This window comes from Enterococcus sp. DIV0174, assembly GCF_050529065.1.
GTDB lineage: Bacteria > Bacillota > Bacilli > Lactobacillales > Enterococcaceae > Enterococcus_B > Enterococcus_B thailandicus.
In genome coordinates, this window is sequence record NZ_CP172881.1 from 2,433,856 (window position 1) to 2,454,508 (window position 20,653).

The following is a 20,653-nucleotide window of genomic DNA, read 5'->3' on the forward strand; positions in this document are numbered from 1 at the left end:
AACCACTTTTTTGAAATTTTATTTTTGTCGATACTCTTTTTCGGCTAATAATAAACTACCAATAATCCCACTTTCATTCGGCAAGCCCCAGCGAACAATATATTCACTAGCTTCTGGAACTTCCATATATCCTGCCATTAATTCAACAAATTGTTGGCGAATTTTTTGTAGTAAATGATCTTGGTTCATTACGCCACCACCAAGGATAATTTTTTCTGGTGCTAAAGTTAATGTATAGTTGATTAAAGCTTGTGCAATATAGAATGCTTGGATATCCCACACAGGATGGTCTACCGGTAAATCTTGACCTTTGATTCCGGTTCTTGCTTCTAATGAAGGACCAGCCGCCAAACCTTCCAAACAGTCCCCATGATAAGGACAAGTACCAGCGTAAGTATCGTCTGGATGACGTTTCACCCAGATATGACCCATTTCCGGATGAGCAATCCCCGAAAAGATATCTTGATTCAAAACAACACCTGCACCAATCCCAGTACCAACGGTTAGATAGATACAGCTATTCTTTCCTTGTGCTGCACCTTTCTTCAATTCGCCATAGGCAGCAGCATTAACATCCGTTGTCCACGCAATTGGAATTTGATAACGTGCTTTAACACTCCCTAAAAAGTCAAAATCAGCCCAACCTTTTTTAGGTGTTGCTAAAACATATCCATAGTTATCTTTTGTTTGGTCAATGCCAATCGGGCCAAAAGACCCAATCCCCATAGCAGATAAGTCAAACTTGTCAAAAAAAGCAAACACTTGTTGCAACGTTTCTATTGGAGTCGTTGTAGGGATACTTACTTTCTCCATAATTTCATGTTGATCATTCGCCACTGCACAAACAAACTTTGTGCCACCTGCTTCTATTCCGCCGTACATTTACTTTTCCTCCTCGAATCCGATTGTCCGAATTTCATAAGGCATCAATGTCGGCTCAATCGTTTGCTTACTGTCTTTTTCTAAAAGATTCAACAATCTGCTAGTTGTCCCTGGTTTTTGAACAACCATTTCTTCTTCGTTTCCTGACAGATTGAATCCTCTCAGTACTACTTTATCATTAAACTTGCTTCGCTTCAAAGCAGTAATTGCAAACGTTTTAGCATCCACTTCTAAATAATTATTTTTGCTGCTTAATTCACCTTGTTGATTAGCTAATTGTTGCGTCGTAAATGGAACTTGCGCAGCATACGCGTGTTGATAAGATGCGAATTTTTCATTTGGTTCATGAATTTCCATACTATACTGGAAGTGTTGCTGTCCTAAACACTGTGCCTCGGGAGTTGGGAAATATCCCCAGTCCCCTAACTCACCAACACAACGCAATAAGGTCAATGCAATTTGACCTGCATCTACAATTTCGTATTCATTCAAGCCATAGTTTCCAATTGTGACACCATAATTTTCATCATGAAGATTAACAAATGCATGTTGATGTTGCGGATTCGTTGGATTTTCCCAGCTTGCGGAAACTTTATTTGGTCGCGTAACGACTTCAAATATACTATCTGCTTCATGGTGTTCCACATGTAACTTCGTTGGAAATAGCGCGCGTAATCGATGGTCTTTCATTTGATTGTCAATCGTCGTTTCAAAGTCGATTTTCCGACTATTTTTCCTTAAAGTAATTTTTGTTTCTATTAATAATGGTTTTAATTCTTTTGCTCGTTTCGCTTTACGATAACGGAATTCAACTACCATTTGTTGTTCCCTTTCTAGAAGTTCATCGGCAGAAACTGGAATCATCATGGTCTGAATGAGTTGGATTTGAGCAATCTCTGGTGTATCAACTAAAATTTCTACTTGAGAATCCCCTTGTTGGTTTGAAAGAATTGGGGCGGTGTCACTTGGTTGTTTATAGATATACTCATTTCCAACATCACCCGTATCTTCAAAAACAAGCATATCCTCAAATTGTCGATCCATTTTTTTGTCCAACACCGTTAATGAACCATTCTCTTCAATTTTGATTTTGAGCAATTCATTTTCGATTACTCGTCCTTGGTCACTGACCATCGAATCAGTAATAGCGATTGGGGCTTTTCCTTCAGCTAACGTAAATGTCTCCCATGAAAAAGCAGCCATTTCTTCTAGCGGAATAGTTACAGTCACTACTTTTTCCATATAAGGTATCCGGAACCGATCTTTCGGTAAGTCATAGTCAAAACGAACAGTTGCTTCAGATACAATTGCGGGAATGATTTCTCCTTGTGCATTCTCAACATGATAGCTCTTAACAGGCGCATCTTCCAATTCTTTAAACAATGTCTCTGGTAATCCTTCAGCAAACTTTTTACGTTCCAACTCGACTTCAATCACAGCTTCACCAGTTTTCGCTGTTCCAGCTGTATTGATTACAACAAAAGGATACGTATCCTCTGGGAATTCGCTTGTATCAATAACTTGCGACAACTGCCTCATTGCTTCTTCTGCCACAAATTTCCCAACTTCGTCTGCTTTTTCGAATCGTGTAATCATTTCTCGATGAACAGAATCCACTGAACAACCACAAATACTATCATGTGGGTGATTTTGCATTAATGTTTTCCAAGCATAATCTAATTGATCATGAGGATAGCTTCCCGAAACTTCATATGCCATTGTCGCTAACGGTTCAGCAATATTTTCTAATTGTCTTTGAACTTTCGTATTCCATTGTTTTAAATACACGCGCGCAGATGCAGTATTTGCCAAGGTATACCAGCCATCTGTTTCTTGACTCGTTAATTCGCCTTCTACGGTCCCCAAATCTTCAGGTAAATCATTTGTTACTGCTGCTAAATAGTCGGTAAAATTAGAATGAATAAATTCGTAATCTGGATATAAACGATTTGCTAATGCAATTGCCTTTGATATATCTTTTTGAACAGGTTGATGATCGACACCATTCATCATTAATAAATGTTCAGTTGAAGCATATTGTTCTGCATCAGCTAATTTTTGATCCCAAAATGCCTTGGCTTCTTGCTCTTCAGCTGGTATTTCATTTCCATTACTATACCAATTAGCAAATAATAAACCAAAAATTTCTGAGTTATCAGGCCCTTTCCATTTCATTTCAGAATATTGGGAGGAATAATTTTCTGCCTCAAGCACCTGATTATCAAAGCCAATCGGTTTTACTCCGCGGCCAAATGCTGCTGCTTCAATCCCAACTTGCTTCATCATTTGAGGTGTTTGCCCCATATTTCCAAATGTATCTGGGAAGTAGCCCAGCATTACTGGAACACCCCATTTTTGCGTTTCTTCCAACCCAATCAACATATTACGAACGTTGGATTCTGAGCTAATCAAAAAATCATCTTGCAAAATATAAAATGGTCCAATACGTAGCTTACCCGCATCAATCGCTTGTTGAACTAACGCTCTTTTCTCCGGTCTTACTTGTAAATAATCATCTAAAATAATTGTTTGTCCATCTAAGTGAAAACTATTGAATTCAGGGTCATTCTCAAAAAGTTCTAATAAATCATCCATTAATTCAACTAGACGCATATGGTGTTGTTCATAAGCCATGTACCATTCTCGATCCCAGTGACTGTGGGAAATAATATATACTTTCTTTTTCATCTAATCGCTCCTATTTTTCTACTCGAATATCAAAGTAATCCATTACTAATTCACAAAACATCATATTTGCCCAAGAAAACCATTCTCTTGTGTAATTGTTAGGGTTATCCACATCAAAACCTTCGTGCATCAAGTTTGTTCCAGCATCTGTAGCTACTAATAAATCTAAAATTCGCTCTTTTTCTTTTCGATCATCAGTGGTCATGCCTTCCATTGCTAAAGCAATTGGCCAAACATAATTTTCAGGCGTATGAGAAGAACCGATTCCTTTTGCGTACTTTCCTTCATAAAAATAAGGATTTTCTGGGCTAAGCAACGTTTTTCTTGTTTGTAAATACGTCTCGTCTTCCGAAGAACAATAGCCTAGGTAAGGAGCAGCCATTAGGTTTGGTACATTGCTGTCATCCATGATTGAGGTATTTCCTTGACCATCCACTTCGTATGCGAAAATAGTCTCTTGTGCTTGATTTTTAGTTTTACCATACACTTCGATCCCTCGTTGAATCTCTTCTCGCAATGTGGTAGCTTTTGCTACGATTTGATTATTTGATAACACTGTTTGAAAAATTTCTTCAATATATCCTAAAACGACTACAGCAAACATGTTCGATGGGACTAAATACCCATATTGGCAAGTATCATCACTTGGTCGAAAACCTGACCAGGTCATTCCTGTAGGTACCACTTTTGCACCTTTCCCATCATTAACAAGCGTGTCTTCCAGACGAGTAGTATCACGTTCAAATCGATAAGGTGACTTAGTATGGTCTTGTTCTGTTTGAAAAACATTTAGAATTTTTTCGATTCCTGAAACAAATGAATCATCAAACTGATCTGTTCGCCCCGTATTTTTATATAAAAGATAGGCAAGTTGAACAGGATAACATAATGAGTCAATCTCATATTTTCTTTCCCAAATCCAATCATTCATTTCAGTATGGTCACTCTGATGTCCCGCCCCGTTCGCTTCTTCATTAAACGCATTCGCATACGGATCAATGTTGATATAAAAGAATTGTTTCTTTACCAACCCACTAATCATTGCTGCTAAGTCTTTATCTTCTTTGGCAATCACTAAGTAAGGGCGCACTTGTGCAGTGGAATCTCTTAACCACATAGCTGGTATATCACCGGTTAGCAAGAAAGTTGTTCCATCAGAATGTCGCTTTACTGTGGTTAACAATGTATTAGCAAACGCAGTAGAAAAATTTTTAGCCCAATCTGCATGCTCACTTCCACATTTCTGTTCAATTTTTCCCATGAATTCTTCAACTGATTTTGGTATATCTTTATATGGCATCTCTCAATATCCTCTTTTCTATTTGATATATCTTAGTAGATTATACTTCTTGGTTCGTTTTTTGTCTACGCTTTCACAATATTTTTTATTGTTTACTTTTGCTTTATTTATGCTATCATTTATACATGATATATCATTAAGAGGTGTTATTATGGAGCAACCATTATATAAGAAAATATTTATCGATCTACACAACGCAATTCTTGATGGAACTTTAGCCATTGATAGCCAAGTTCCTACTGAAAAAGAACTTTCTCAAAAATATCAAGTAAGTCGAATCACATCCAAACGAGCATTAACAGAATTGGAACAGCTTGGTTTGATTTATCGAATTCGTGGAAAAGGCAGCTTTGTCAAAGCAGACAATCCAGAGACCTCGGCTGTCCACATTCAAAAAACAAAGAGAATTCTCTTTTTATTTCCGTTCTTAACTGATTTGTCCGTTGGTGATTTCACTGAAGGATTGAATCCAATTATGCAAGAAAATCAATTTGACGTATTGATGACCTCTCTTGATTTTCTCCAAACAAAAACGGCAAAAGAAGTGATGGATGAATTCGATGGATTGATTTACTACGCTATCGATACGGAGCAACACTTAGATTTATTGTTTGAACTTTCACTGAAAGATTTTCCAGTCATTATTTTGGATAAGAAAATTTATGAACTACCATTTCCAACCGTTCTTTCAGACAATTTCGCCGGCGGCTCGATAGCCACAAATCAATTGATTGCTGACGGTCATCAAAAAATTGGCTTCTTATTTGGCGAACCAACTCATCCACAATCAGTTCGTCAGCGCTATTTAGGCTATCTTGAAGCTCTTGATAAAGCTAATTTAGCTTTTCATACTGCGCTTGACGACCAAAAAGCAACGAATAAAGAGTTATTAAACTATATCAAAGAACACCAACTTACTGCGTTTGTCTGTGAAAATGATCTTGTTGCCATTCAAACAATGAACCAATTGAAACAAGCTGGCTTTTCAGTTCCTGCTGATTTTTCAATTATCGGTTTTGATGATATTCAAGCTGCAGCTTTAGTTGATCCGCCTTTGACAACTATTGCCCAAAATTTCAAAGAACTTGGAAAATCTGCTGGAGAAAAGTTGATTCATTGGCTTGAAACCAAAGAATCACCAGCGGATACCAAATACCCAGTTACATTAATAACAAGACACTCAACGAAGGAGCTTAACAATGAACATTCAACAAATTGATACTCGCCACGGGACTGCCAACCAGTCCAATTATTCAAACGGAAATTGCCTGCCTTACACAGGCGTTCCGTTTGGAATGAATTATTTTGCCCCACAAACAACCGACCAAAAAGGAAGTTGGTGGTTCCACCCAGAAGACCGTATCTTTCAAGGTTATCGTTTAACACATCAACCTAGTCCTTGGATGGGTGATTTCAGTCATTTCCTAATGACACCAGTTAGTGGTACTCTACCTGAAAACAGTCTTTTTCATGCTCAGAGTTCTTATCGACCAGAAGAAAGCACGTTTTGCCCTACGCATCTGTCAATCAATCAACTGCGTTATGAAATTTCATCCACGTTGATTCCTAGTATGTATGGTGGTGTCCTTACGATTGATTATCACAAAAATGATAGCGGTTTACTTTTGACTTTTCCTGAGCGATACCAGTTAAATGTTGTAGACTCGCATACAATTACTGGTTATCTCATCAACTTTTCTGGATGTGAGGATCCTGATTTTCGCTTTCACTTTATCCTTTCCTTTGAACAACCATTATTCGACACTGAGTTAGCAATTCCAGAAAATAGTTCTTCTATTTTGTTGTCGTTTGGCTCGATCGAACAGCAAACGATTCGCTTTGGTACTTCTTTTATTAGCGAAGAACAAGCACAGGTAAATTTATTGAGAGAGTCTGCACAGTCGCCTGATGAATACCTGGAAAAAAATCGCCAAATTTGGCAAGAATATTTCGATAAAATCAAAATCAGTCATCATGATAAAAAACAAGTAAGTACTTTTTATCATAACTTATATCGTGTATTTCTCTTTCCTCAAACATTCTATGAAGTAACTAAGGATGGCGAAAAAATTCACTATGATACATTCAGCAAAACTATTCGCTCTGGTGTTCTTTATACAAATAATGGATTTTGGGATACGTATAAAACGGTCTACCCACTCTATTCATTGATTGCCACTGAAAAATATGAGGAAATGCTTGAGGGCTTTCTTACAAGTTATCGAGAAACGGGCTTTTTGCCAAAATGGCTATCGCCTGATGAACGAGGTTTAATGCCCGGAACATTGATTGATGCGGTAATTGCTGACGCCGCAGTAAAAGGAATTCGTAGCGATTTGATGCCTGAATTTTTAATAGCAATGAAAAAAAGCGCTACTGTCCAAAGTGAGTTACCTAATTATGGTCGCCAAGGAACACTTGATTATTTAACATATGGCTATGTTCCTAGTACCTATCATGAATCAGTCAATCATACTTTAGATTATGCTTATAGCGATTTTTGTATCAGCCAAGTTGCTGCTATACTGGGGGATCATGAGACCAGTGCTTTTTATCAAAGACAGTCCTTAAACTATCGTAATATTTTTGACCCTACCGTTGGGTTCATGCGTGCAAAAGATACGAATCAACAATTTAGAGAAAACTTCTCAGCGACTCGCTGGGGTCAAGATTACGCAGAAGGAAGTGCATGGCAAAGTAGCTTTGCCGTCTACCAAGATTTTAATGGTTTGATTCGTGAACATGGTGGAGAAGCTGCTTTTCAAGAAAAATTAATCAAGCTTTGTAATCAATCTCCTTCCTTTGAAGTTGGTGGATACGGATTTGAAATCCATGAAATGAGTGAAATGGCCGCTATTGAATTTGGACAACTGGCTATCTCAAATCAACCTAGCTTCCACTACCCTTATCTATTCAGTTATCTTGGTAAACCAGAGATGGCTCAGCCGTTAATTAAACAATTGTTGACTCAAACCTTCAATGATTCACCGACAGGTTATCCCGGTGATGAAGATAATGGTAGCATGTCAGGTTGGTATATCTTTAGCAGTTTAGGTTTTTATCCAGTCACACCTGGTTCTGGAGAATATGTTATTGGTTTGCCGCTGTTCGATCACGTTGAACTAAAACTTGCAAACGGTCAGACACTTACGATTGAAAGCTCACCAAATCAACCACAGCAACAGTTTGTTCATCAAGTTGACCGTAATGATCAAATACATTCTAAGTTATTCTTTACACACGAAGACTTACTCACAGGAGGAACAATTCGTTATCACTTAGGTACTGTTCCTCACCCCAAAAAATACGCGGCCGATGCTTTACCGTTTTCTTTAACCTAATAAGCCTTCACAATAAACTACGTGCAAAAATAAAATTTGATTTTTATTTTCATAAAAAAAGACTGAACCAAAACATATTTTCGTTTGGGCTCAGTCTTTTTGATTGTCTTTTTTACTCAGTCATTATCATTCCAAAATCAGCAATTCAACCTATATAGAAGTTCCTACGTCTAAACACTGTACTCCCTACTTTTTTCTTTAAACTAAGTAAGGGGCTTTTCTCGGTACTCTTTTGGTGATTGTCCCACAATTTTCTTAAATAATTTAGAGAAATAAGTGGTGTTGTTGTAGCCAATCTCGTTTGAAATTTCATTGATATTTTGTTCACTGTGAAGTAGCAACCATTTTGCTTGCTCCATCCGTAAATGATTTAAGTAGGTAGAAAAGCTTTTTTTCGTTTCTTTTTTAAATAGTTGCCCGAGATACATCACATTTAGGTGCAAACTTTCGGATACTTCTTTTAATGTTAACGGCTCCCGGTAATTTTCGTGCAGTATTTGCAGCGCTTGCTTGATATTTTCACTATAGTTTTTTTGCTTTTGCTGCTTACGAACTAATGAAAGCAACAATTCTTGAAGGTCATTCACATTTTTTGCCTGATTTATTTGATGAATACCTGTCAAGTACTCATCATCTTCTAGTGTAATCAGCTCTCGTTGAATATCCATAAACAATAAGAAAGTGAAGTGCCGAATGTCCTCGGGAGTCATGACTGCCGATTGGAATTGTTCAAAAAACTCACGAATCATTTGTTGAACTAAATCTAACTGATTACTTTGAAGCGCGCGACTAAAAGTAGAAAAATCAATTAACTGATCTTGATTTTCTGCAGGCAGGGACCTAATGATTTCACGTCTGGCTTCACCGTAAAACTGTTGAAGATGCAACTGGTCTTTTGCCCGACGAAAACTTTCAGGAATATCATCTATTTCCTTTATTTCGTCACCCACACTAATCAGCCAATCTTGTTGTGCATACTGCGTTTGAAAATAGTCACAAAAGTCCCCGACTTTCTGGGGACTAAGCAAAATGGTGAAGCAAGTCACATCCCCAAAACTTCGCTGATAATAAGTAGTTGCTTGTTGTTCTTTTAACCATTGAATAATAGCAGATTCATGTATTCTTTCTAGCTGAATCAATAAAATTTGTTGTGACTCTTGAGGTAATCCACTCAAAAACTCTTCTTCGCTGGTTTCATCTAACTCTTCATTTAACCATTGACTGAATAAAAGTTCCTGATAAATTTCTTGCTGATTTTTTTGCTCATTTTGCTGATCCAAACGTTCTTTTACTTTTTTTAAGCTTTCAATCAACTCTGTTTTATTCACCGGCTTCATCAAATAATTAACTGCCCCAAGTTGCATACCACCTTTAAGGTATTCAAATTCTTGGTAGCCAGAAAGAATCATAAACTCAAAGGTATATTGCTCTTTTTGAGCTGCTTCAATAAATTCTAGACCGTTCATCTCTGGCATTGTTACATCTGTAATAACTAAATCAATAACTTGTTTTTCTAAAACCAATAACCCTTGCATAGCATTTTCTGCCGTTGCTACGATTTCAAATCCAAAACTGGGCCAATCAACAATTTTTTTCAATCCATTCAAAATCATGTATTCATCATCAACCAGCAACACTTTATACATTTTCAGACTCCTTCTTCTTAAATGTAATTTTAATCGTTACGCCACCTTCTTTATTCGCAAACAATCGCATCCGGTACGTGCTACCGAAATTTGCGCGTAAACGTTCATTTACGTTTTGCAAACCAATTGATTCATGTAACTCGACTTTTGGATGTACCAATCGATTTTCAATTGACACTAACTGCTCTGGAGTAACTCCTTTACCGTTATCTTTCACTTGAATTTGTACAAATGATCCTTGTTGAAAAACTTTTACGCTCAATGCGTTATCATAACGAGTAAAATCAATTCCATGTTTAAAATAGTTTTCAACTAGTGGTTGGATTACAAATTTCGGTACTTCAATTTGCTCTAGTGATTCCTCAATCGAAAAATGATAGGCTACACGATTAGGATAACGCATTTGGTAGAGAAATACATACTTTTCACAAAAATTCAGCTCTTCTTTAAGGCTAATTTTCGTTTCTTGATTCGTGTTATTTCTTAATAATGCAGAGAAAGCATAGACCACTTCTGCAAGTTCTTCGCTTCCCTCACTCAACGCATACATTCGAATGTACTCCAATGTGTTGTAAAGAAAATGAGGATTGATTTGTGCTTGTAATGCGCGCATATGTGCATCTTTTTGTTTGATTTCTAATTTATAGATATCTTCAACGTATTGGTTGATGCTATCCAACATAGTATTAATACCTTGCGCTAAATCTTTCAGCTCATACTCCGTTTGTTCCTGGGCAATTCGCGTGTCCAGATTACCATTTGCCGCTTCATTCATTGCACGCATCACTACGTCGATTTGCTGAGAATAACGTTTAAATGTTTTATATAAGAATACGAGTAGAATACTGTCTAAAAGAATCACGCCAATAATCAATGGTGCCAGACTTCTTGCAGTTTCTCGATAAACATTTCGTTGGTCTAGCGTTGCTAGTATACGGTACTCACCAGATAATTCCTGATAGGAAACAAAGTTATGTTCTTCCAATTTCGATAAAGGGAGTCCAGAATTCTTATCCAATTCTTGTGTAATCAGTGTTTCTTGTTTCTTTCGGCTTTCTGGTGCTAGTCCTGCGCTATGAAAAGTATACAGACGATTAGCAGAGCCAGAAATCATGTACAAAGATAAGCCATTAAAAGCATTCAGGCTTTCTAAACTGGATTCCAATTCTTTCTTTTGGAACCCAACAAAGATGCTTCCCAGCTCCGTGCCACCTTGAGTAATCGGCATTTTGATATAAAAAGCATTTTTTAATGTCGGGGTTCCCGTTTTAACAATTCCCGCTTTGTGTTCTCTGGTAGACTCAAAATATTCTGGCAGTTGACTAAAAACAATGTAGAGAGAACTTAGCTCTTCATAGTTGACGTAAAGATCCAACATTTCATTTGGAAAAGACAATAGTTCATTGGTTTTACTTTGTTGCGTATATGCGTACATCAAATACCGGTCAATTGGTTGTGTCAGATAAGTTGTCGCATTCTCGATTTTTTCTGGACTTCCCAGAAGTTGATCTTTGATAATTTTGCTTAATGTTGTTTTATCATTTAGCATTCGATTTGTCGTTTGCAGTGCTTCATTGGTGACATTTTCTGCTTGATTTTGGTTTTGACTCCAAGTATGGATACTAAAAATAATTGTTGCGCCAATTGTGAGTACAGTCATCACTACTGCGTATTTACGCAACAAACGGTTGAGCAACGTCCCTTTTGAAAATAAAACTTTGAATGGATTATTCATAGTTTTCCATTCGAACCGCTAATTCTTCGCGCCATTTTTTTGTCGCCAACACATTCCATACGGTCAATAAACCTAGCAAACCAAATAACAATAGACCTTTGAAATGCCACGTCAACGCAAGGATAATCCCGCTACCAATAATCATCTTCAACAACGTAGAAAAGCTCGATAAACTTGAAATAAAACTTAACTTAATCACATTGCCGAATGTCATTTCATATTCACTATCTAAAATTAAACTCCATTGATACGTTGCAAACAAATAAAGTAAACCAAACAACAAAATAAAATCAATTCCCAAAAATAAAAGTCCTTGTATTTGAACTGAAAGATAAAGATTATAACTTAGAATAGCTAACCCTGCAAAAAAGAAGAAAAACAAATAATTTCCTCGCTTAAAATATTTCTTAAAACAGTACCAACCTTGCTTAAGTGTTATGTCTTTGTACTCAAACTCATAGTGATAAAATAATTCATTAATTGTTTTCAACGCTGGTCCAATTCCTAAAACAATCCCGCCTGCTAGACTAAACAACCAGAAAAAAAGTGTTAGTTTAACAACTACCCACACACGAATGAACAATGTCTCCAAAGCTTTTCCTAACATAATATCTCCTTTTTAAAACATAATCTTTTCTCTCTTATTATATAAAGAACAGCGAGCAGATGGAACCGCTCGCTGTCAGACTTATTTATTTTCGAAATTCATCGTATTGTTTTTGCATCTCAGTTAAAACTTTTTCGTAACCAGCTTTATCTAATGCCTCGAGCAATTTAGGCAAAGTTTCGTCTGGATCAACTGTTCCGGTATTTAATCCATCCATATACTGATTCATGACGTTTGAGATGTTACTGATTTCTGTTTTAACACTGTCTGTATTAAAGCTGAACCCTAAGATTGGTGAAGTTTCAGCTTCTTCAATTGATTTATCGCGTGTAGCGATCATTTCATCAGTGATTGATTCTTGTGTGTATAAAATTGCGTTATTTCCTGTGTTCCAAGCAGACATGTGTGTTTTTGGTTGGTAACCATCTAACAACTTGATCTTGTCGTCTGTTCCGTCTACTTTTTCCCACGCTTCGCCTTCAATTCCCCAAACTAATCCGTTCAATAATTCAGCATCGCTGTTAAGTAATCCTAAAAATTCAACTGCTTTTTCTTTGTTTTTTGAAGTATTTGAAACAACGAAGTTTGCCATTTGTGCTTGTCCTGTTGATTTCAAAGGAACAGTGATTGATTTAGAAACTAATTCTTGGTTTGCTGCATTACTTAAAATTGTGTCACCATAATCGAAAGGCCCTTGTGTTTCGCCACGTAGTAACCAAGTGTTCCCTTCTAAAGGATAATCTTTGCTACTTGTTGCCGCATCACTTGGAATCAAGCCTTGTTGGTACCAGCTATGCATCGTACGAAGCAAGTCAACATAAGTTTTGTTGTCGTATTGATTGATAATCTTTGCTTTGTCTCCATTTAAATCAATGGCAAATGGTAACGTATTTCCTAATGGATAATCGAAGTCACCTTGAACTTTGAAGCCTTGACCAATGGCGAAAGCAGCTGTATTTGGTTCTTTTTTGTGGAATTCTTGTAAAACTTTTTCGGCATCTGCATAAGATTCGATTCCATCAATTGAAAGATTGTATTTATCTAACAATGGTTTGTTAAAAGTTAACACTTGTTGAGCAAACACATTGCCATTTACTGGAAGCGCATATAATTTGTCATTGACTAAATTTCCTTTAATATAGGCTTCGTCTAACGCATCATAAGCATCTTTAGCGTATTTAGGTGCTAACTCAGTTAGGTCGGCAAACGCACCTTTTTGAGCATTAGAAACATAGTTATTTGCATAAGCGATATCGTAGTTTTCACCAGAAGAAATGATTACGTTCATTTTTTTCTCGTAGTCCCCAAAACCGATATAGTTGATATTGACCTTCGCGCCAATTTTGTCTTCGATTCGTTTATTCGCCACTTCCATCAATGCATCATAATTATCTGGCTTATCCCCGATTTGATACATCTGCAATGTGATACTGTCAGACCCTTCTGAATTACTGCTTGCATTTGAACCTCCACCACAAGCAGCTAACGTACCAACCATCAACGCTGAAACTCCTGTAAAGGCTAGTTTCTTCCATAACTTCATCTTACTTCCTCCTAAATAAAATAATTTATTATTTATTCCTTGACTCCACCAATCGTTAACCCTTTGACAAAATGTTTTTGGAAAAATGGGTAACTAATCGCAATTGGCAATGTTGAGATAACAACGATTGCCATTCGTGCTGATTCTCCTGGTACAGCTGCTAAACCTCCAGCAAGCTGGCTTCCAGCTCCCGCATTTTGTGTGAGATATTGGATATTACTTTGAATCTTCATCAACAAGTATTGTAATGGGACTAAGTTATCATTTTGAATGTAAAGTAATGCGTTGAACCAATCATTCCAGTAACCTAATGCGGCAAATAAGCTAATTGTCGCAATTCCGGGAACAGCTAAAGGTAACACGATTTGAATAAAAATTCGCAACTCGCTTGCTCCATCAATTCTGGCAGACTCAATAATTGAATCTGAGACTGAGCGTTTAAAGAAAGTTCGCATCACAATAATATTGAATGGGCTAACTGCCATTGGCAAAATCAGTGCCCAAATCGTATCTTTTAATTGAAGCAAATTGGTCATCACCAAGTAATTGGCTACCATCCCTGGTGAAAACAACATGGTAATTAAACAAAAGACTGTAAAGAAACGACGGAACGGGAAATTAGAACGAGAGATTGCATAGGCATACAATGAAGTAGCTGTGCTATTAATCAAAGTTCCTAAAACCGTTACTAAAACTGTTACAAATAATGCTTGGAAAATTTTCTCTTGCATCTGTCCAAATAGATACGTATAACCAAATGTACTGAATTTTTCTGGCCAGAAACTATAACCATTAGTTGCTAACGCTGTTTCATCTGTCAAAGAAATCGCGATAACAAATAGAAACGGCAAGATACAGGAGAAGGCAAAAATCGCGATCAATAAATTAGAAAAGAGATTCATTGGTTTGCTGAAAGCTCGCACTTGAACCTGCTCTACTTTTTTCTTTTTCATCGAATCCCCCTCCTAAAACAATGCTGATTCGCTGTCGAAACGACGTGCGATCGCATTCGTAGTCATTAACAAAACAAATCCTACAACTGACTGATACAATCCGGCTGCTGCAGTCATTCCAAAGTCACCTGTAGAAGTCAACCCATTAAAGATATACGTATCTAATACTTGAGTCACGTCATACAGTGCGCCTGAATTTCTTGGAATATTATAGAACAATCCGAAATCAGCTCGGAATATATTCCCAACAGCTAAAATCGTTAAAATCGACATCAACGGTACTAATTGAGGAATTGTCACATGTTTGATTTGTTGCCATTTGCTTGCGCCATCAACCATAGCTGCTTCATAGTAAGTGGGGTCGATTCCCATTACTGAAGCAAAGTAAATGATACTATTATAGCCGATTCCTTTCCACGTCCCAATGAACAATAGAATAAATGGCCAATATTTTGGTTCATTGTACCAATTGATTGCTTCTCTTCCATGACCTAACAGCCATTGGTTGAAAATTCCTTTATCTGGGCTCAAAAAGGCATAAACAAAGTAACTAATGATAACCCAAGACAAGAAATAAGGTAGTAATGACATTGTTTGATACACTTTTACTAATTTTTTATTTCTTAATTCACTCATGATAATGGCAAAAACAACCGAAATCAGTAAGTTTAGTGTAATAAATCCTACATTATACAAAATCGTGTTTTTCGTAATTAAAAATGCCTGATCTGAAGAAAATAAAAATTTGAAATTCTCCCAACCAACCCACGGGCTCTCTCTCAAACTTGCCAAAAATCCATCTGCAGAGATATGGAAATTTTTAAAGGCAACCACGTTTGCTAACACTGGAATATAGAAGAAGAAAATCATCCACAACATTCCAGGCACAGCCATTAAAATCAAAGCTTTAAAACGCCAAACCATCGAGAAAAAATGTTTTAACCCCTTTCTTTTTTTCATCAAAAAACTCCTTTCAACTTGTTCGCACCGTAATTATAGCGCTTTCAAAAACAAGATTGAATAAACAAATTATAGGTATAATGAAACAAACTATAGCTGATATTGAACTATTTTTAATTGGTCGCTGCCTATTTTTGAGTTTGATCAATAAAAAAAGGAAGGAATATAGCAGATTCCTCCCCTTTCATTTGTACTAAATGAGGTTGCCTATTTTTGCGTATTTACGCAGGAATAGCACCTAATTTTTTAATTGTTTACTTTTCTTGGATTTTTACTAATTCCTCTGCCGTCAACTCCCGATACTCACCTAGTCCTAAGTCTGCAGGTAATACAACATTTCCCATTCGGATTCGTTTGAGGTAAGTCACTTCTTTGCCAACAGCTTTCACCATTCGTTTCACTTGATGAAATTTTCCTTCATGAAGAATCAAACGAATGTCTGACGTTTGTTCGGCTTCGTTCACTGCATCAATCGTTAACACAGCAGGAAGTGTTTCTTCCCCTTGACTGATGACCAATCCCTTTGAAAAAGCATCAATATCTTCTGCCGTCATCACCCCAGCTACTTTTGCAAAATATTCTTTTTCAACATGTTTCTTCGGCGACAATAGTCGATGTGCCAAAGCACCATCATTGGTTATGAGCAATAAGCCTTCCGTATCTTTATCCAATCTTCCTACTGGAAAAAGATCCTCACGATAATCAAAATCATTCAGCAAATCCAAAACAGTTTCATCATAGTTATCTTGCGTTGCAGAAACCACACCCGCAGGTTTATTTAAAAGATAATAAAAATTCTTTTGGTACATAAGTTTTTCATCTAAATAAGCAATTTCATCTAAGAGTTCTTTTACCTGAAACTTATCACTTTTGATTACTTTGCCATTAACAGTCACTTGGCCTTTTTTGATTAACCCTTTGACTTCCTTTCGACTGCCTAACCCCACATCGGCTAAAAATTTATCTAAACGCATGCGTTTTCCTACTTTCTAAAAAGAAAAGAACTTGCAACAACAGTCTATTGACGTTTGTCGCAACTTCCTCTTCTTTCTTTTTATTTGATTCGTAAGCGATAACGTAGTCGGACCATACTGCTGCCCAATAATTTCTCCGCCAAGCGAATTTTCAATGCTAAATAACCATAAACTGCTACACCCACGCCAGCCACACTGACGACTAAAATCAATGATTCAAATTTACTATCTTGGCTTAAGAATAAACTTAAAAGTTGCTTTGTTAATCCTGTTGCTAACAACATCAATAGCGTCATGATAAAAATCAACAACGTTCTTCGCCAAACAAAGCCAACTCGAAAACGTACGACTTGGTGCATTTTACGAAGAATCAAGATACAAGAAACAGCGAAACCAATCATGGTTGCTAGTAACGGTCCGTAAACTTGAAATATTCTGATCGCAGGATACTGTAAAATTAATTTCACGACAAAGCCTATCAACAAGTAGCGAATAGCTGCACGATTTTCAAACATTCCTTGCAACATATTAGAAATCAACATATACAAACCTAAAAATAAGCCTACAAAACTTGCTTGGACCAATACTTTACTGCCCAATACATCTGGTGTGTAAAAGAGTGTATTCAATGGATAAGCTAACAACATCACACCTGCGGTAGCAGGAAACATGACAAACGAAAACAATTGTAGATTGCCACTAGTCAACTTAGCCAAACCAGGACGATCCTTCAATGTGATGGCTTCCGTAATCAATGGTAAGCCCGTCGCTGCAATCGATGTTGCTAAGGCAATGACCACCATCGTTAACTTATCTGGATTTGCGCTAAAAATAGAAAATAGATCAAGCAACTGTGCCTTTGAATATTCCGTCGTGGCAGACATGATTCGAATGAACGTAAACTGGTCAACCAATTTGAAAATCGTTACTCCTGATCCAACAATGATAAATGGAATAGCCTCTTTCATAGTATCCAGTAATAGTTTTCTAGTTGCTACATTTACTTGGTTATTGCTATGTTCAATATGCTGATTCATCAGTGGTTGTTGTTTTCTTAAATAATAAAGCAAAACCACAATACTAACTAACATTCCGATAAACGCGGCAAACGTTGATTGCGTGACTGCAGCCACGTAATCGCCTGTAGTCATCTTCATGATGATAAACGTCATCAACAACATGTAAAAAATTCGTGCAACTTGTTCAACAATTTGTGAAAGTGCATAAGGCATCATGTCTTGATTTCCTTGGAAATACCCACGAATTACACTCATACATGGGAATACCAATACCGCAATACTCAATGAACGCATTGTTGGAATCAATTCGTCTCCGCCACCAGAAGCATGCGCAAGCCAAGGTGAAGCAAGATACATGAACGCGGCAAAAACAATGCCTAAAATCCCCATCATTTGTAAAGCGCGGAAGAAAAGTCGGCGAGAAGTACCATATTCATTTAATGAATTATAACGAGCCGTTTGTTTGGCAATCGCCGCAGGAATCCCAGCTGTTGAAATCAATAAAAACAGCGCATAAATATTATAGCCCATGTTAAACAAACCATTTGCTGCTTTTGCATTTTCGCCCATCCAGGCATACCACGGAATAATATAAATCGCACCCAATAAACGCGAAAGGATATTACTTGTTGTCATCCAAGCAGAGCCTCGAGCCATTTTTTCTTGGGCAGTTAAAACTTTTTCTGTCGGTCCTCTTTGATTATTCATCTCAATTATTCCAACTTTCTTCAAAACATTACTATTATTTTAATTGTAAAACAGGAAACTAGCAATCTCTTTTCGATGGTTTTTCTGTGAAGATGTGCTTTTTTTGAATTCGGTTTCTTTTTCAACTGAATTTGCTAGTCTACAACACGCTCTTTTCTTAAAAAGTATCTACTCTGTTCAAGTAATCTGAACCTAAGCGATTTTCCTAAAAAGAACCTTGCATTAAAGAAAAACATTTCATGCTATGCTATAATTAGTTAGAAAATTCAACAAAGCGAGGGATCAATCAATGAGCTTCTCCTTAGAAGATGTCCGTGAATTGTTACTAAAAGAAAATCTATTAAAAGAATTTGTTTCCAATCAAGGCTGGCATTTAACTGCGCCAACTAATTTTTCATTTGAAACGATCAGTTATGATTCTCGTCAAGTCGATGAATCAACTTTATTTTTTTGTAAAGGTCTGAACTTTAAAGAAGCGTATTTACAGTCTGCTGTTTCGCAAGGACTAGCTTATTATGTCGCTGAACAGCCTTATGAAGTAGCTGCTGTGGGCGTTATCGTTACCGACATTCGTAAAGCGATGGCCATTTTAGCCATGGCATTTTATGATTATCCACAACAAAAACTACAGGTCATTGGTTACACTGGCACGAAAGGAAAAACAACAGCAGCTTATTTTACCAAGGCAATCCTAGACCACACAACGAATAAGAAAACTGCCTTGCTTTCGACAATGAATACAACACTAGATGGCCAAACTTATTTTAAATCTCATTTGACCACACCAGAATCTTTGGATTTGTATCGAATGATGGCTGAAGCAGTTACGAATGGGATGACTCATTTAGTCATGGAAGTTTCTTCTCAGGCTTATAAAACACAGCGCGTCTATGGACTAACATTAGATGTCGGTATCTTCTTAAACATTTCACCCGACCACATTAGCCCAATCGAGCATCCAACATTTGATGATTACTTTTATTGTAAACGTCAGTTGATTTTAAATTCTAAAACCGTTGTCTTGAATCATGAAAGTGATTATTTCGAGCTGTTGAAAGAAACTGCTGACCTTTATCACATACCTGCAATTGTGTATGGGCGCTCGCCTGAAACAACTTATCAAGTCACAAGTTTAGCCGGATTAGGTCATCCTTTTGCTTTGACAAGTCATCATGGACAGTTACCCATCGAAGCAGAATATGATATTTTACTGGCTGGCGGATTCAATCAAGAAAATGCGACTAGCGCAATCATTGCAGCTGCTTTGACTGGTGCTTCAATCGAAGATGCGCAAACTGGCTTAAAAGCAGCTCGCGTTCCCGGACGTATGGATCAGCTAATTCAACAGAATGGTGCACATGTTTATGTTGACTATGCACATAATTATTTAAGTTTAAAAACATTATTGGCATTTGCCAAAAGTGAACATCCTAAGGGGCGCGTCATTGTTGTCTTGGGCAGTCCCGGAAATAAAGCTATTTCTCGACGTCATGATTTTGGAAAAGTCTTGTCAGAAACAGCAGATGTTGTTTTCTTAACGGCTGATGATCCAGCCTTTGAAGATCCTCAAAAAATTGCCGATGAAATTGCTGAAGCAATCACGAATGAAGAGTTGCTTATTCATTATGAAATGGATCGTCCAGCTGCGATTGAACAGGCTTTGACTGAAAGTACAGCCGAAGATTCCGTAGTCATTGCCGGAAAAGGCGTGGATCCTTATCAAAAAATCAATGGCGAAGATGTTCTTTATGAAGGTGATTATGCTATCGTGAAGCGACTGATCGAGGAAAAACAACTTTAATTAGTAATTTATACCTGCATACACATTAATCCTATTATTACTAAATAATGCAAATGGACTGCGAAAAAAATCGCAGTCCATTTTTTATGTAAGCCAATTTATCTTTTAGGTTTTTTTACTCGCTCTTCTACATTTCGTTGCTCGGCGGCTAAAAAATCTTTTAAATCGATTTTATTTACCCTGTTCAACCCACCATATCCAGAATCTGCCATTTTTCCCCAGCCAGTTTGCTTCTTTCTTCTATTCGGTTCTTGATTCCTTTTTCGAATTGTTTCACTTCTTTCCGCTCGTTTCTTTTGTAAATACGTTTCAACGTTTTCTGTAAGCTTCATGTCATTTCCCCCTTTTTAATAAAGTATAGCATTCTTGATTGAGTAGACAAAAAAATAGGTTGAAACGATTATCGCCTACTTTGCTTTCCTACCTCATTCCAAATGAAAAACAAAGAGAGGAAACTCAATGATGCTTGAGTTTCCTCTCTCGTTTTAATCCGTTT

Annotated in this window: 15 protein-coding genes; 3 read left to right on the top strand and 12 right to left on the bottom strand. The window is 37.1% G+C overall.

Annotated elements, in window-relative coordinates:
• Positions 1-18: 18 nt before the first annotated feature.
• Genes IGJ93_RS11610 through IGJ93_RS11620 form a run of 3 tightly spaced genes read right to left on the bottom strand, consistent with a single transcriptional unit; the run spans position 19 to position 4,870 of the window.
• The gene (locus IGJ93_RS11610; RefSeq protein WP_067481660.1) at positions 19-882 is read right to left on the bottom strand and encodes an ROK family protein; all 864 of its coding nucleotides are present in this window, start codon (positions 880-882) and stop codon (positions 19-21) included.
• The gene (locus tag IGJ93_RS11615; protein ID WP_086270659.1) at positions 883-3,570 is read right to left on the bottom strand and encodes an alpha-mannosidase; all 2,688 of its coding nucleotides are present in this window, start codon (positions 3,568-3,570) and stop codon (positions 883-885) included.
• 10 nt (positions 3,571-3,580) lie between these two features.
• A complete protein-coding gene (locus IGJ93_RS11620) occupies positions 3,581-4,870 on the bottom strand; it encodes a glycoside hydrolase family 125 protein (RefSeq protein WP_270492995.1) in 1,290 nt (429 codons plus the stop codon).
• A 151-nt stretch (positions 4,871-5,021) separates the two neighbouring features.
• Between IGJ93_RS11620 and IGJ93_RS11625 the strand changes: the two genes are divergently transcribed.
• Positions 5,022-6,089: a GntR family transcriptional regulator gene (locus IGJ93_RS11625; RefSeq protein WP_071869319.1), complete on the top strand. Its 1,068-nt coding sequence runs from the start codon at positions 5,022-5,024 to the stop codon at positions 6,087-6,089.
• Entirely contained in the window at positions 6,070-8,211 is a 2,142-nt protein-coding gene (locus IGJ93_RS11630; RefSeq protein ID WP_095803852.1) for a GH92 family glycosyl hydrolase, read from the top strand. Before IGJ93_RS11625 ends, IGJ93_RS11630 begins: the two co-directional genes overlap by 20 nt.
• Before the next feature lie 203 nt (positions 8,212-8,414).
• Here IGJ93_RS11630 and IGJ93_RS11635 read toward each other — a convergent pair whose 3' ends face one another.
• From IGJ93_RS11635 to IGJ93_RS11670, 8 genes are all read right to left on the bottom strand, one after another.
• Positions 8,415-9,857 (bottom strand): response regulator transcription factor, encoded by a 1,443-nt coding sequence (locus IGJ93_RS11635; RefSeq protein WP_071869317.1) that lies wholly within the window; start codon positions 9,855-9,857, stop codon positions 8,415-8,417.
• Positions 9,850-11,592 carry a sensor histidine kinase gene (locus tag IGJ93_RS11640; RefSeq protein WP_071869316.1) on the bottom strand — a complete coding sequence of 581 codons (1,743 nt, stop codon included), beginning with the start codon at positions 11,590-11,592 and terminating at the stop codon, positions 9,850-9,852. Before IGJ93_RS11640 ends, IGJ93_RS11635 begins: the two co-directional genes overlap by 8 nt.
• Entirely contained in the window at positions 11,585-12,199 is a 615-nt protein-coding gene (locus IGJ93_RS11645) for a DUF624 domain-containing protein (RefSeq protein WP_067481672.1), read from the bottom strand. The genes IGJ93_RS11640 and IGJ93_RS11645 overlap by 8 nt, the downstream gene beginning before the upstream one ends.
• 85 nt (positions 12,200-12,284) lie before the next feature.
• A complete protein-coding gene (locus IGJ93_RS11650; protein ID WP_067481673.1) occupies positions 12,285-13,742 on the bottom strand; it encodes an ABC transporter substrate-binding protein in 1,458 nt (485 codons plus the stop codon).
• Positions 13,743-13,774: 32 nt separating this feature from the next.
• A complete protein-coding gene (locus IGJ93_RS11655) occupies positions 13,775-14,695 on the bottom strand; it encodes a carbohydrate ABC transporter permease (protein ID WP_067481675.1) in 921 nt (306 codons plus the stop codon).
• A 12-nt stretch (positions 14,696-14,707) separates the two neighbouring features.
• Entirely contained in the window at positions 14,708-15,655 is a 948-nt protein-coding gene (locus IGJ93_RS11660) for an ABC transporter permease (RefSeq protein ID WP_067481676.1), read from the bottom strand.
• 254 nt (positions 15,656-15,909) lie between these two features.
• On the bottom strand, positions 15,910-16,629 hold the full coding sequence (locus tag IGJ93_RS11665; protein WP_067481678.1) for a pseudouridine synthase: 720 nt from the start codon (positions 16,627-16,629) through the stop codon (positions 15,910-15,912).
• An 80-nt stretch (positions 16,630-16,709) separates the two neighbouring features.
• Positions 16,710-18,356, bottom strand: a complete 1,647-nt coding sequence (locus IGJ93_RS11670; protein ID WP_067481681.1) for a putative polysaccharide biosynthesis protein — start codon at positions 18,354-18,356, stop codon at positions 16,710-16,712.
• A gap of 289 nt (positions 18,357-18,645) precedes the next feature.
• Between IGJ93_RS11670 and IGJ93_RS11675 the strand changes: the two genes are divergently transcribed.
• Positions 18,646-20,157, top strand: a complete 1,512-nt coding sequence (locus IGJ93_RS11675; RefSeq protein ID WP_067481682.1) for a UDP-N-acetylmuramoyl-L-alanyl-D-glutamate--L-lysine ligase — start codon at positions 18,646-18,648, stop codon at positions 20,155-20,157.
• A 98-nt stretch (positions 20,158-20,255) separates the two neighbouring features.
• Here the strand turns inward: IGJ93_RS11675 and IGJ93_RS11680 are convergent, their stop codons facing one another.
• On the bottom strand, positions 20,256-20,489 hold the full coding sequence (locus IGJ93_RS11680; RefSeq protein ID WP_067481684.1) for a hypothetical protein: 234 nt from the start codon (positions 20,487-20,489) through the stop codon (positions 20,256-20,258).
• Positions 20,490-20,653 lie beyond the last annotated feature (164 nt).